Origin of the sequence: Streptomyces sp. NPDC101178 (assembly GCF_044767965.1) — a bacterium.
Classification (GTDB): Bacteria; Actinomycetota; Actinomycetes; order Streptomycetales; family Streptomycetaceae; genus Streptomyces.
In genome coordinates, this window is the sequence record NZ_JBIWOZ010000003.1 from 1 (window position 1) to 14,426 (window position 14,426).

A 14,426-nucleotide genomic window follows, 5' to 3' on the forward strand; every position below is an offset into this window, starting at 1 on the left:
TTCGGTCCCGTATCACCGGGGCCCTCCGGGCGCTTCCCTTCATTTACTTCTTTTGTCTCGCTGTCTTGCGTTTCCGACTCTATCAGACACTTTCCAGTGTCTGACTCCCGGTCGAAGCGGGCCGTGCAGTCTTGCTTTCCAGGTTCTTCGCTTTCGCGTTTTCCCTTTCCGGCGAGTCCGACTCTATCAGATCCTTTCGGGCCTGATCCCCAGTCAGCGGGGCTTGTCCTTCCAGCCGTTGGGCCGTTCCGACGCTCAAACTCTAGCGGATTCTCCCGGTGGCTCATAATCGGGCCTTCGAAATGAATTCCGGCATACCGAAATTATCCCGAGTGGGAGGTCGTACTGAAGTTTGGTGGCCGCGTTATGCGGCGGGATCGGCTGTCGCGGAACCGCTGCGGCTCCGTGACAACTCGAAGTACCTTACGGACCGGGCGGGTCCGTGTCAACCCCGCCCCAGCGCCGGGTCCGGCCCCCTCAGTCCAGGTCGGTGAGGCGGCCGCCGGCGTCCGGCTGGGCGTGCTCCACGCGGCGCAGGAGGCGGATCAGGAGTTCGCCGAGGACTCCGCGTTCGTCACCGGAGAGGTCCTGGAGAAGGTCCTCCTCGAAGTCGGTGGCCATGCGCATCGCCTCCAGCCACTTCGTACGGCCCTCATCGGTGAGCTCGACGATGACGCGGACCCGGTTGTTCTCGTCGCGGTCCCGGGTGACCAGGCCCTCGCCGGCCATGCGGTCGATGCGGTGGGTCATGGCGGCCGGGGTGAGGCCGAGGCGCTTCGCCAGCTCGCCGGGGCCCAGGCGGTACGGGGCGCCCGACAGGACGAGGGTCTTGAGGACCTCCCACTCGGCGTTGCTGATGCCGAGGGCGGCGACCTGCCTCCCGTACGCGACGTTCATCCGGCGGTTCAGGCGGCCCAGCGCGGAGACGACCTGTTCGACCTGGGGGTCGAGATCGCGGAACTCGCGCTGGTAGGCGGCGATCTGTTCGTCGAGGGTCGGCTCGCGGGGGCCTGGCTCCTCGGTGCTCTCAGACATGGCGGGCAGTATGGCACGCTCTCGCCACCCTTGAAGTCCTTCAGGCTATAGTTTTCACCTTCTAAGTTTAGTGCTAAAGTCTTCGAGTCTGATTCGTTCGGGACCTGTGAGTCCTTCTAGACCTTGAGGCAGGTGAGTGTGACCAGGGAGATGGGCGCAGCGCTGCGGCGGATCCAGCTGGGCAGCGCGCTGAGCGCGTTCGGGCTCGGGTTCACCGTTCCGTATCTGTACGTCTACGTGGCGCAGGTGCGGGATCTGGGCGCCGGTACGGCGGGAGTCGTGCTGGCGGTCTTCGCGATGGCGGCGCTGGCCGTTCTGCCGTTCACCGGGCGGGCCATCGACCGGCGCGGGCCGCTGCCCGTGCTGGTGGTGGCCGCCGGTCTCGCCTCCGTCGGCGCCGCCGCTCTGGGGTACGCGAGCAGCGTTCCGGCCGCCGTGTTGTCGGCCGCGGTCCTCGGTGCCGGTACCGCCGTGATGCAGCCCGCCCTGGCCACGATGCTCGTCTGGTGCTCCAGCACCGCCACCCGTACGCGCGCCTTCGCCATGCAGTTCTTCCTGCAGAACCTGGGGCTCGGGCTCGGTGGGCTGGTCGGCGGGCAGCTCGTGGACGTGAGCCGTCCGGCGAGCTTCACCATGCTGTTCCTGATCGAGGCCGGGATGTTCGTGGTCCTCGGTGCGGTCGCGGCGACCGTGAAGATGCCGCGTACGGCTTCCATCGGCGGAGCCCGGCCGGCCGACGGCTCGGCCAAGGGCGGTATGCGGGCGCTGCTCTCGCACCGGGCCATGGTCCAGCTGTGCGTGCTCGGGTTCGTGCTCTTCTTCGCCTGCTACGGGCAGTTCGAGTCCGGTCTCGCCGCGTACGGCACCGAGGCCGCCGGGATCCAGCCGTCCACGCTCGGTCTCGCGCTGGCCGCCAACACCGCGGTCATCGTCATCGCGCAGTTCGTCGTGCTGCGGCTCGTGGAGCGGCGGCGGCGCAGCCGGGTCATCGCGGCCGTCGGGCTCATCTGGGCCTTCGCCTGGATCGTGGCGGGGTACGCGGGGCTCGGGCACGGCAGCCAGACCATGGCGACGGCCGCGTTCATCTCGACGTACGCGCTGTTCGGGCTGGGTGAGGCGATGCTGTCGCCGACCGTGGCGCCGCTGGTCGCGGACCTGGCGCCGGAGTCGATGGTCGGGCAGTACAACTCGGCGTTCGCGCTGTGCAAGCAGCTCGCGCTCGCGGTCGGTCCGGCGGTCGGCGGGCCGATGGGAGCCTCGCTGCACGGGCCGTACATCGTGACGTTCGTGCTGTTCTCGCTCGGGATCACGGTGCTCGCGCTGCGGCTGGGGCGCCGGCTCACCCCCGTACAGGATCAGCCGTCGCTGGCCCCCGCGCCCTCGCGTGTGGTGGCGGTGTCGCTGCCCGAGAGTGGGGAGAGCTCTGCCGAGGCGGCCGATCGGGCCGTGTCCGTCACGGCGCCGACGGCCGCGGCCACCACGGCCGCTGCCACTGCCGGTCGCTGAGCCGGCGGCGGGAACTCAGCGGGGCAGGGCGAACTCGCACCAGACCGCCTTGCCGCCGCCCGGGGTGCGGCGGCTGCCCCAGGAGGTGGCGATCGACGCGATGATCTCGATGCCGCGTCCCGCCTCGTCGGCCGGTTCGGCCTGGCGGCGGCGCGGCAGGTGGTCGTCCCCGTCGGTCACCTCGATGATCAGCCGCCGGTCCGTGCGGCGCAGGCCCAGGCGCATCGGCGGGGTGCCGTGCTGGAGCGAGTTGGCGACCAGCTCGCTGGCGGCGAGGACGCCGAGGTCGCGGAGCTCGGCCGGGAAGCGCCAGGAGGTCAGGACGCCGGTGGCGAAGGAGCGGGCGCGCGGGGTGGCCTCGATGCCGCCGAGGAGGTCGAGCGCGGCGTTGTGGAACAGCTCCGCGTGCGGTCCCGTACGGGCGGGGTGCTGGACGACGAGGACCGCTACGTCGTCGTCGTGCTCGGCGGTCACCCCCAGCGAGCGGATCAGCCGGTCGCAGACGACCTGTGGTGATCCCTTGGCGCCGGAGAGCGCGCGGGCGAGGGAGGCGACGCCCTCGTCGATGTCCTCGCTGCGGCGCTCGACCAGGCCGTCGGTGTAGAGGACCGCGGTGGAGCCCGGCGGCAGCGCGATGGTGCCCGAGGTGTGGACCCAGCCGCCGGTGCCGAGCGGCGGTCCGGTGGGGTCGGCGGCCCGGCTGACCGTGCCGTCCTCGTCGCGGACGAGCATCGGGAGGTGGCCGGCGGAGGCATAGACGAGCTGTCCCTCGTTCGGGTCGTGGACCGCGTAGACGCAGGTGGCGATCTGGGTCGCGTCGATCTCGGAGGCGAGGCCGTCCAGCAGCTGGATCACCTCGTGCGGCGGGAGGTCGAGCCGGGCGTAGGCGCGGACGGCGGTGCGGAGCTGGCCCATCACGGCGGCGGCGCGGACCCCGCGGCCCATGACGTCGCCGATCACCAGGGCGGTGCGGCCGGCGCCGAGGGTGATCACGTCGTACCAGTCGCCGCCGACGGCCGCGTCGGTGCCGCCGGGCTGGTAGGTGGCGGCGATACGGAGGTCGTCGGGCTGCTCCAGCTCCTGCGGGAGCAGGGAGCGCTGGAGGGTGACGGCCGTCTCGCGGTGGCGGCGCTCGCTGGTGCGCAGGCGCTCGGCGGCCTCGGCGTGGTCGGTGACGTCGGCCGCGTAGACGAGGACGCCGCTCTCGGCCCTGCTCTTCTCGCCGTCGCCCTCGGTGTCCTCCGTGCCGGTCCAGGCCGCGACGGGCGTGCAGGTCACGGTGTACGAGCCGCCCTCGGCCGTCCGGCGGGACTTGACCGTACGGGCGGTGCCGCTGCGCAGGACCTGGTCGAGCAGCGGCAGCACGCTCAGCTCGGCGAGCTCCGGCAGCGCCTCGGCGGCGGGGATGCCGGAGGGGCGGGGGCCGAACGCGGTCTCGTATGCCTCGTTGACGTACGCGACGCGGTGGTCCGGGCCGTGCAGCAGCGCGACGGCGGCGGGGAGGCGGCCGAGGATCTCGCGGGAGGGGAGGCCGTCCAGGGCGGGCCCGGGGACGGCCGGTGCGGCGGTTTCGGGAGGTTCCGGAAGCGTGCCGTCCGGGACTGCGGCCGCGGCCTGCGCCTGGGCGTACTCGGCCCGGGCGGCGGGCACGGGACTGCGGTCCTCCCGCGCGGCGGCTCGACGCTGCGTTCCGGGAAGGCGGGCGCTCCAACGCGTGAAGTTCACGGAATTTCTGGCCTCGTGTGTCGGTTCGGTGCGTCGCTGCTGGTCACTGTCGGTCACTGCCGGCCGGGTCACTCTGTGCAGGTGTGGGCCCACCTATGGTCACACGTCCAGTGTGACCGACCGTACTGACAGTCGCCGTCCGGACGCCGTCCGGTTGCCGTACGGCCGCGGTCCGGACGGCGTCCGAAGGGTGTGCGCGGGCGGTGCGGTCGCGGTCGCGCCGCTGGTCAGCGCGGAGGGCGGGGCGGCAGGCCGCCCGGCGGGTCCTCCGGGGTCCCGTCGGTGTCGGGGCGGGGGAGAGTGCCGGGGCGCTGGGGGGCCACCGAGCCGCCGGCCGCGAGTTCGAACTCGGCCCGGGGGTGTTCGAGCGAGCCGAGGGAGACGATCTCCCGTTTGAAGAGTCCGGCCAGGGTCCATTCGGCAAGGACGCGCGCCTTCCGGTTGAACGTCGGCACCCGGCTGAGGTGGTACATACGGTGCATCAGCCAGGCGGGGTAGCCCTTGAGCTTGCGACCGTAGACGTGGGCGACGCCTTTGTGCAGGCCCAGGGAGGCGACGGATCCCGCGTACCTGTGGCGGTACTCCGCGGGCGGGCGGCCCTCCAGCGTCGCGAGGATGTTGTCGGCGAGGACCTTGGCCTGGCGGACGGCGTGCTGGGCGTTGGGGGCGGTCTCCTTACCCGGTTCGGCGGCGGTGAGGTCCGGGACGGCGGCGGCGTCGCCCGCGGCCCAGGCGTGCGGCATGCCCGCGACCGAGAGGGTGGCGGTGCACCGGAGCCGGCCGCGTTCGGTGAGGGGGAGGTCGGTGGCGGCCAGGAGCGGGGCCGGTTTGACGCCCGCGGTCCAGACGAGCGTGCGGGTCGGGAAGCGGGAGCCGTCGCTCAGCACGGCGACGCGGTCCTCACAGGTGTCCAGGCGGGTTTCCAGGCGTACGTCGACGCCGCGGCCGCGCAGCTCGCCGACGGCGTACCGGCCCATGGCCTCGCCGACTTCGGGGAGGATGCGGTCGGAGGCCTCGACCAGGACCCATCTCAGGTCCGTGGGCTTGATGTTGTGGTAGTAGCGCGCGGTGTAGCGGGCCATGTCCTCCAGCTCCGCGAGCGCCTCCACGCCCGCGTAGCCGCCGCCGACGAAGACGAAGGTGAGCGCGGCGTCGCGGATCGCGGGGTCGCGGGTGGCGGAGGCGATGTCCATCTGTTCGATGACGTGGTTGCGCAGCCCGATGGCCTCCTCGACCGTCTTGAACCCGATGCCGAAGTCCGCGAGGCCGGGGACCGGCAGGGTGCGTGAGACGGATCCCGGGGCGATGACGATCTCGTCGTACGCGATCTCCAGGGCGCCGGTGCCGTCCTCCGCGGTGGCGAGCGTGGTGACGGCGGCCGTGCGTTTGGCGTGGTCGACGCGGTCGGCCTCGCCGATGACGATGGTGCAGTGGTTCAGGACGCGGCGCAGCGGTACGACGACGTGGCGCGGCGAGATCGAGCCGGCGGCCGCCTCGGGGAGGAACGGCTGGTACGTCATGTACGGCTCGGGCGTGACGACCACGATCTCGGCGTCGCCGCTCCGGAGTCTCTCCTTCAGCTTCCGTTGGAGACGCAGCGCCGTGTACATCCCGACGTAGCCGCCGCCGACGACGAGAATGCGCACACCTGGCCGGGTGCCGGGGGTCGTCCCCCGGGAATCTGGAGCCATCACCACCCCATGACGCAACGGAGTCGGTGGTTTGTCCACAGGCCCGGCAAATTGTGTGACCGGAGGGTTCTGCGGGGCGGTCCCGGCCGATCGGCCGGGCGATGAGGAAGCGGTGCAGGTCAGGCACTGTGTGGAGGGCGAACGGGCGGGTGCGGGAAGGGGGTCGGGGTGCTTCTGCTCCGGTCGGGGGGCTCGCCATGCGGAACTACCCCCTTCTGAATTGACGCGGGCTCAACTATGTTCGTTACCCGTCGGGAGTCGGTGCGGATTTCGTTGTGCTCGCTCCCCGACCTACATGGCGGGGAAGTCTCCGGGGGGAGACGTCATAAACCGGGGGAAGTTATGCAGATTCAGGATTCGCATGGGCAGTCCGCGCGCTCGCACACGGCCAAGGACCACGGACGGCTGGGCTCCGTCGGCGCGCTCGGCGTCATGAGCTCGGCCGACGCGGTGCGCTCCGCCGCGGCGATGAGCGCGGCGGCGATCGGTGCGGTCACGGCGGGAGCGGTTCCGGCCGGCCCCGCCGCGAGCAGTCCTGCGCCCAACCCACCTGCGGGCTCGACGCGTTCGGCGCCGCTGCGGGTGGACGCGCAGCGCAATCTGGAGCATGTGCTGCGGGCCGCGCGTGAGGTGTTCGGCGAGCTGGGGTACGGGGCTCCGATGGAGGACGTGGCACGCCGCGCCCGGGTCGGCGTCGGCACCGTATACCGGCGGTTCCCGAGCAAGGACGTGCTGGTGCGGCGGATAGCCGAGGAGGAGACCTCCCGGCTGACCGAGCAGGCGCGTACGGCTCTGGGTCAGGAGGAGGAGCCCTGGTCAGCGCTCTCCCGCTTCCTGCGGACCTCGGTGGCATCGGGCGCGGGCAGGCTGCTGCCTCCGCAGGTGCTGCGGGTCGGGGTCGACGCGGAGGAGGCGGGCGCGCCGGTGGCGGCGGACGCGGGCGACGAGACCCGTGTTCCGCAGCAGCGGCAGGGCGTGGCCCAGGCCGACTTCCGTGTCGTCGGCCAGCGTGCCGGTGGCGGGGACGAGTTCGACGGCCTGGTTGAGGATTCGGGCGCGGGCGAGCTGCTGGAGGTCGTGGGCCGGCTGGTGGACCGGGCGCGGGAGTCGGGCGAGCTGCGCGGCGATGTGACGGTGGCGGACGTGCTGCTGGTCATCGCCACGGCCGCCCCGTCCCTGCCGGACGCAGCCCAGCAGGCGGCGGCCTCGGCCCGGTTGCTGGACATCCTGCTGGAGGGGCTGCGGTCGCGGCCGTCGGTCTGACGTCACCGTCCGGGGCCCGCTCGGAGGCCGGACGGAGTCCGGTCGAAGCTCGTTCGGTCAGCCTGACCGCTCCACCGCCCGTGCATGGTGCGGGCGGCGGGTGGTGGCTGGTTCGCAGAACAACCCGGATGCATTCCCTGAAAGAAGGCTCTCTAGCACTCGTATTCGAGAGAACACCCCGGATGAGTGGTTGCCGGTACTGAGGCTCCATCGCGATTGAGCCATGTGGCACTCTTGGCCGGTATTCGGGTCCGAGGGTGTATACGGGGGCTTCCGCGATGAGCGGTAACGAGCAGCAGGAAGAGCCGCTCGGCGAGATCGCTGCGGCGGGCGGGTACACGAAGGCCGACGGGACGTCCTCGGTCCATGTCCCGGCCCAGGCGGGGCGTGGACCGTCGGACGGTTCGGGCGGCGGTTCTGGCGGTTCGAGCGGTGAGGAACAGGGCGGCACCGTTCTGCCCGGGCCGTGGCCGGCCGTCGTCGAGACCGATGGCGGAGACGGTGTCCCCGGTGCGTACGCGGTGCCCTCGCAGCGCGAGGGGCGCGTCGGGTCGCCCGACACCGGGCTGTCCGACGCCCAGTTGATCGAGGGCATGCGCGAGGGGGACAACCTCGCCTACGAGGAGCTGTTCCGGCGCCACTCGGGCGCGGTCCGCCGGTACGCCCGCACCTGCTGCCGGGACGGGCACACCGCCGACGATCTGACCGCCGAGGTGTTCGCCCGCACGCTCCAGGCCGTACGGGGCGGCAAGGGGCCGCAGGAGGCCGTCCGGGCCTATCTGATGACCGCCGTCCGCCATGTCGCCGCCGCCTGGACGAAGAGCGCCAAGCGGGAGCAGCTGGTCGACGACTTCGCGGTGTTCGCCGCGCAGGCATCCCGCACCTCGGAGCTCTCCGACGACGACACTCTCGACCTCGGTGCCGATGTGCTGGCGATGCACGAGGCCGAGCAGTCGATGGCGATGGAGGCGTTCCGGAGCCTGCCCGAGCGCTGGCAGGCGGTGCTCTGGCACACCACGGTGGAGGAGGAGTCGCCCAGCGAGATCGCCCCGCTCTTCGGCCTGACCGCCAACGCCACCGCCGTCCTGGCCAGCCGGGCCCGCGAAGGGCTCAAGCAGGCGTATCTCCAGGCCCATGTGAGCCAGGCGCTCACCACCGGCGGCGACTGTGCGCAGTACGCGGACCGGCTCGGCGCCTACGCGCGCGGCGGGCTGCGGATGCGGGCCGAGCGCGGGCTGCGCAAACACCTGGACGAGTGCGCGAAGTGCCGGGTGGCGGCAGGCGAGTTGCAGCACGTCAACGCCGGGATTCCGGCGCTGCTGCCGATCGCGGTCATCGGCTGGTTCGCCGCCGGGTACTCGCTCAAGGCGGCGGGTGTCGTGGCGGGCGGTGCCGCCGGGGCGGCCGGAGCGGGGGCCGCCGCCGCGGCCACCGGATCGGGCACGACCGGCGCCGCCGCTGGTGGTGCGGCGGGAGGGTCCTCCTCCGGAGCCGCCGGAGGTGCCGCGTCGGAAGGGCTCGGTGCGCCCGCCAAGGCCGGGATCGCGGCCGCCGTCGCCGTGGCGGCCGCCGCCGGGCTGGTGTGGGCGCTGGTCGGCGACGACCAGCCGAAGCCGGATCCCCAGCCGGTCGCGAAGCCGCCTGCGGTGGCGCCCGAGGTTCCGTCGCCGGAGCCGCCCGCACCGGAGCCCGAACCTCCGGTCGTGCCCGCACCCGACCCCGTACCGCCCGCGGCAGGCTCCGAGCCGGACCCCGCCCCGGAACCGGAGCCGGAACCTCCGGCCCCGGAGCCCGAGCCGACTCCGCCGCCCGCCGAGCCCACGCCCTCCCCGGAGCCACCGCAGCCCGAGCCGCCCGCTCCGAGCCCGACGTCGCCCCCGGAGCCCGGTCCCAGCCCGGAACCACCGCCTCCGCCGCCGCCCGCGCCGACGGTGTACCAGGTCAGCGAGCTCCCGTACTCCCTGCTCGGCGACCACACCGAGCCTGAGGTGGTGACGGGGCGGAGCAGCTGGATCTGGCAGCGGTCGAACGTGTCGATCGCCGAGAAGCGGTACGCGCACGGGGTCACCGTGCACGCCCGGTCCTCGGTCACCATCCAGCTGAACCGCCCGTGCACCCGCTACGAGGCGATGGTCGGCGTGGACGACCTGACGATGGGGCTCGGCGCGGTCCGCTTCTCCGTCTACAACGGCGACGGGGCGCGGCTGTGGCGCTCCCCCGTGATGGCGGGCGGGGCGCCTGCCGTCCCGGTCAGCGTCGGGATCACCGGGCAGTCGTCGATCCGGCTCGTGGTGGAGCCGGAAGGGCCGCTCGGCGGGGTGGCGCTGGCCGACTGGGCGGAGTCCCGGATCAGCTGCGCCTGAGCCCGGCACGCCGTGGTCCTGTGCCGTGGTGCTGGTGTCCGGTGCCGTGGTGCCGTGGTCCTGTGCCCTGGTGCCGGTGTCCGGTGCCGTTGTGCCGTTGTGCCGGTGTCCGGCCTGGTGGACCCGGTGGTGCGTCAGGGCTGGAGCGTGCGCCGGGACGGGACCACGCCGCCCGCCACCGCGCGCTGGCGCGGCGCCGCCGTCCCCGTCCAGCAGGTGCCCCGGCGGGCCAGCAGCCGGCGCAGCCACAGCTCGGTGGAGGCCAGTTCCGCCAGGCCGTCCAGCGGGAGCGGCTCGCCCTCGGAGGCGGCGCGCAGGGCCTTGCGGACGACGCGGGCCTCGACCAGGCCCGCGTCGGCGAGGAGCGGTGCGTCGAAGAGGGCCATCAGGTCGGGCAGCGCGGTGCGCAGGCCGGTGCGGGTGACGGCGGTGGAGGTGGCCTGGGAAGGGGTCCCCCAGCCGGGCGGCAGGTCGTGGATGCCCGCTCCGCCGAGGACCCGGCGCAGGATCGCGGCGCGGGCTCCGGGCTGGACGCGGAGGGATTCGGGGAGCGCGCGGGCGGCCCGGACGACCTGGTTGTCGAGGAACGGGGCGTGCAGGCGCTGGCTGCGGATCTCGGCCGCCTGCTCCAGGATGCGGTGGTCGGCGGCGGCGCGGGCGAGGGCGGCGCGGGCGCGGGCCTCGCCGGGGCGCTGGACGGAGGTGGGCCGGATCGCCGCTTCCTGGAGGCGAACCGATACTTCGGCGAGCGCCTCTCCGGTCAGCCAGCGGGCCGCCGGTCCCGGGCGCGACCAGGCGAGGGCGGCGAGCGAGGCGTCGGCGGGGGTGGCGAGGTCGGGGGCGTGCCGGTTGGCGTCGGGGAGGAGTCCGGCGGCGGTCTCCAGGCCGGTGCGGTACGACGTACGGGCCAGTCTTCGGGCGGCGCGGTAGACCGTCAGCGGGACGAACAGCGAGTGCGCCGAGGGGCCTTCGGCCTTGGTGAGCGCGGCGACGGGGCGCAGGAGGTGGCGTCTGCGCCGGTCCATCAGGAGGTCGGCGAGGCGGGCCGGGTGGGCGTCGAGGACCTGCCGGGCGCCGTGGCCCACCAGATGGTCGGCGCTGCCCGCGGCGAGGCGGCGGCGGTGGCGTTCGGCGACGACGAGCGAGGGGCCCGGTTCGTCGGTGAGCGGTCCGGTCCCCAACGAGGCGTACGGGAGGGCCTCTTCGCCCGCCGCGACGACCACGTGGTGCAGGCGCGGGTTGGCGGCGATGGCGCGGGCGCGCTCCAGCTCGTCCTCGTGGCCGCGGGTGGTGAGGTCGTTGAAGGTGACGGCCAGCAGGCGCTCCCCCGCCCCCGTGCCGTGACCGAGGAGGGTGCCGGGCAGTCCGGGCAGCCCGGCGGCGAGCAGCGCGAGGGTGGCGGAGGCGCTGCCGCCGGAGAGGTCGGCACCGATTCCGGCCACCGGGCCGCCCCGGGCCGCGCGGCGGTCGGCGGGGCCCATGCCGGGGACGGGCCCCGGGTCCTGCGGCAGGGTCTCGGGGGCGTGGCGGGGCGCGGTGAGCCGGGCGCGTACGGCTTCGACGAGCGCGTCCCGTACGCCTTCCACCGCGTGCACCGGGTCGGCCTGGGGCGCGGCCACGGCGAGGGAGGCGACGGCTTCGTACCCGGTGATCTCCCGCGAACCTTCCCGCAGGATCAGCGCGTGGCCCGGCGGGACCCGCTTCACCCCGGCGTACGGGGTGCCGTCGCCGAGCGCCTCGGGGCTCTCCGGGCAGGCGAGCAGGGCGGCGAGGTGGCCGATGTCGAGCTGGGCCTCGATCAGGTCGGCGAGCGGCAGGGCGGCGGTGGCGTAGGCGGTGCCGTTGGCCCACGGGGTGTGGAAGACGGGCCGGGCGCCGGCCAGGTCTCCGGCGACGGTGATGCGGCGGCCGATCTGGACGACGGCGGTGTAGCTGCCCGGCCAGGCGGTGAGGTGGCGCATCGCGCCGCCGCGCGCGGCGAGCAGTCCGACGCGCAGCTGTTCGTCGGTGGCCCCGCAGCAGCCGAGGACGGCGAGGCGCGCGGTGGGGGCGCCTTCGGGCGTGGCGACGCCGATGACGCGGATCTCGTCGGGCCGCCAGTCGCCGACCGCCCAGAGCGGATCCGGGTCGCCCCACAGGAGTTGGGAGCCCACCGGATGGACCGTGCGCCCCTCACCGCCGTTGCCGACGGCCCCGACGGTGCCGAAGCTCGCGGCGATACTGCTCCATCCCACCAACCAACGCATCGCCGCCTCCACAGGCTGTGGACAAGCGGCGCACTGTGCTGATCGCATCGCCGCTGCGGGACATGCTGCCACGACAGGGCCGCAGGAGAGGGGGTACGGGCAGCGCACGCCGGATGAGCATGCGCCCCTGGCAAAGGCCGGACACCCGGCTCGCGGTCGCCTTCACCGCATCCCCGGCAACGGAAGTGCTGATTCCGGGAGTTAACGCCATGGGCGCGGTCGCCGGTCGCGCGGCACACGCATCGGACTCCACCATCGCCCGTGGAGCCACCGCAAGGGAAGAGCGGCCGAAATCCGGCCATAGTCGGACCGTTGGCCAGACCGTCACCGGACAGTCGTTATTCAGCCATTCTCGTCAGGCTCCGCCGCCCGCGCATACCCGTCCGCGCCCCCGCGGCGGACCCCTCCACGCACAGTCCGGGAGGTGGGCCTCACCTCCCGGACCGGTCCGCCGCCCGCGGGGAATGGAGCGGCGGTATCCCCCAGCCCACTGAGTCCAGTGCAGTGAGCCGACCCACGCGGTACCCAGCCAAGCCGCTTCCGTACGGGCCGGGCCAGAGCGCACGGCCGGGCGCACGGCCACACGCCAGGGGCACGGACCGCTCCGGCACGCGCACCCCCGGAGCGCGGACGCCGCCGCCCGCACGGACAACAATCCCGCCATACGGACGTCTGCCCCTTAACGGTAGGGATGGGGAGAACTACGCTGTGTTTACTGGTGTTCTCAGCAGGGGGGCATATTCCTCGGGGCTCGGCCACATGCGTGTGCAGGCGGAGTACGGGGTTCGAACCTGGGGAGCATCGGTACGAATGCCGCGCGCCGTCCTCGGTGACGCGGCGGCTGTCTGTGTGTCGAGGGGTGGCGCATGTCCAGGGAGCAACGCGGGCCGAACGAGAAGCTCGGCACGGTTCTCGCCCTCGCGGGAATCAGTAACGCCGGGCTCGCCCGGCGGGTCAACGACCTCGGAGCACAGCGCGGTCTGACACTTCGCTACGACAAGACCTCGGTGGCCCGGTGGGTCGCCAAGGGGATGGTGCCGCAGGGCGCGGCGCCTCATCTGATCGCGGCGGCGATCGGGGCCAAGCTCGGCCGGCCGGTCCCGCTGCACGAGATCGGTCTCGCCGACGCGGATCCCGCGCCGGAGGTCGGCCTCGCCTTCCCCCGGGACGTGGGCGAGGCGGTCAGGTCGGCGACCGAGCTGTACCGGCTGGATCTGGCCGGGCGCAGGGGCGGCGGCGGGATCTGGCAGTCGCTGGCCGGTTCGTTCGCGGTGAGCGCGTACGCGACCCCCGCGTCCCGCTGGCTGATAACCCCCGCCGATCCGTCGGTCGCCCGCGACCCGGCGGCGGCACAGGCGGCGATCCTCGGCGCCCGGAGCGGCGGCCAGGACTCCCCAGGCGCGCCCGGTCCACGCGGACCACAGGGCGCGGCGGACGGCCGCGGCGCACACAACCCGCACACATCCCCGAGCGCGCCGGGCGGCTCCGGGGCAGGCCCGGGCTCCGGTTCCGTGCCCGTGCCCGGTTCCGGTTCCGTGCCCGTGCAGCCCGGCCCGGAGTCCGTCGCGGACGCCTCGCCGCTGCGCGTGGGCCACAGCGACGTCATGAAGCTGCGCGAGGCGGCCCAAGACGCCCGCCGCTGGGACTCCAAGTACGGTGGCGGCGACTGGCGTTCCTCCATGGTCCCGGAGTGCTTACGCGTCGACGCCGCACCTCTGCTCCTCGGCTCGTACACCGACGAGGTGGGCCGCGCGCTGTTCGGCGCGTCGGCGGAGCTGACCCGGCTGGCGGGCTGGATGGCGTTCGACACCGGTCAGCAGGAGGCCGCCCAGCGCTACTACATCCAGGCTCTGCGCCTGGCCCGCGCCGCCGCCGACGTACCCCTCGGCGGCTATGTCCTCGCCTCCATGTCCCTCCAGGCGACCTACCGCGGCTTCGCCGACGAGGGCGTCGACCTCGCCCAGGCCGCCGTGGAGCGCAACCGGGGCCTGGCGACCGCCCGCACGATGAGCTTCTTCCGGCTGGTGGAGGCCCGCGCCCATGCCAAGGCCGGAGACGCACCGGCCGCGGGAGCCGCGCTCAAGGGCGCCGAGAGCTGGCTGGAGCGGTCCCGGTCGGGCGACGCCGACCCGCCCTGGCTCGGCTTCTACAGCTACGACCGGTTCGCCGCCGATGCCGCCGAGTGCTACCGCGACCTCAAGGCCCCGCGCCAGGTGCGGCGCTTCACCGAGCAGGCGCTCTCCCGGCCGACCGACGAGTTCGTCCGCAGCCACGGGCTGCGGCTCGTCGTCTCGGCCGTCGCCGAGCTGGAGTCGGGCAACCTGGACGCGGCCTGCGCGGCGGGCACCCGGGCGGTCGAGGTGGCCGGCCGGATCTCCTCGGCGCGCACCACCGAGTACGTACGCGACCTGCTCCACCGCCTGGAGCCGTACGGGGACGAGCCGCGCGTCGCCGAGCTGCGGGAGCGGGCCCGCCCGCTGCTGGTGACCCAGGCCTGAGCCGGACGTCGGGAGCCGGGGCGTGCCCGAGGTGCGCCACGCCCCGCCCGGGTGTGCGCCAGGTCCTGACCGGATGTGCGCGACGCCCCGCCCGGATCG

The 14,426-nt window shown here is 73.6% G+C and carries 8 protein-coding genes; 4 read left to right on the forward strand and 4 right to left on the reverse strand.

Annotated elements, in window-relative coordinates; translation table 11 throughout:
• Positions 1–477: 477 nt before the first annotated feature.
• Positions 478–1,035: a MarR family winged helix-turn-helix transcriptional regulator gene (locus ACIRR8_RS08520; protein WP_404060784.1), complete on the reverse strand. Its 558-nt coding sequence runs from the start codon at positions 1,033–1,035 to the stop codon at positions 478–480.
• Between the two features lie 150 nt (positions 1,036–1,185).
• On the opposite strand from ACIRR8_RS08520, the gene ACIRR8_RS08525 reads away from it, so the two are divergent.
• Positions 1,186–2,541 carry an MFS transporter gene (locus ACIRR8_RS08525; RefSeq protein WP_404062511.1) on the forward strand — a complete coding sequence of 452 codons (1,356 nt, stop codon included), beginning with the start codon at positions 1,186–1,188 and terminating at the stop codon, positions 2,539–2,541.
• 15 nt (positions 2,542–2,556) lie between these two features.
• On the opposite strand, the gene ACIRR8_RS08530 is transcribed toward ACIRR8_RS08525, so the two are convergent.
• Positions 2,557–4,266 carry a SpoIIE family protein phosphatase gene (locus tag ACIRR8_RS08530; RefSeq protein WP_404060787.1) on the reverse strand — a complete coding sequence of 570 codons (1,710 nt, stop codon included), beginning with the start codon at positions 4,264–4,266 and terminating at the stop codon, positions 2,557–2,559.
• Between the two features lie 227 nt (positions 4,267–4,493).
• Positions 4,494–5,957 (reverse strand): NAD(P)/FAD-dependent oxidoreductase, encoded by a 1,464-nt coding sequence (locus tag ACIRR8_RS08535; RefSeq protein ID WP_404060789.1) that lies wholly within the window; start codon positions 5,955–5,957, stop codon positions 4,494–4,496.
• Positions 5,958–6,299: 342 nt separating this feature from the next.
• Between ACIRR8_RS08535 and ACIRR8_RS08540 the strand changes: the two genes are divergently transcribed.
• Complete coding sequence (locus ACIRR8_RS08540; RefSeq protein WP_404060791.1) at positions 6,300–7,220, forward strand: TetR/AcrR family transcriptional regulator; 921 nt, start codon at positions 6,300–6,302, stop codon at positions 7,218–7,220.
• 278 nt (positions 7,221–7,498) lie between these two features.
• Positions 7,499–9,583, forward strand: coding sequence for a sigma-70 family RNA polymerase sigma factor (locus ACIRR8_RS08545; protein WP_404060794.1), 2,085 nt, complete (start codon positions 7,499–7,501; stop codon positions 9,581–9,583).
• 134 nt (positions 9,584–9,717) lie between these two features.
• Here the strand turns inward: ACIRR8_RS08545 and ACIRR8_RS08550 are convergent, their stop codons facing one another.
• Positions 9,718–11,829 carry an asparagine synthase-related protein gene (locus tag ACIRR8_RS08550; RefSeq protein WP_404060796.1) on the reverse strand — a complete coding sequence of 704 codons (2,112 nt, stop codon included), beginning with the start codon at positions 11,827–11,829 and terminating at the stop codon, positions 9,718–9,720.
• A gap of 866 nt (positions 11,830–12,695) precedes the next feature.
• Here ACIRR8_RS08550 and ACIRR8_RS08555 point away from each other — a divergent pair.
• Complete coding sequence (locus ACIRR8_RS08555; RefSeq protein WP_404060799.1) at positions 12,696–14,327, forward strand: sporulation protein; 1,632 nt, start codon at positions 12,696–12,698, stop codon at positions 14,325–14,327.
• The last annotated feature ends 99 nt before the right edge of the window (positions 14,328–14,426 follow it).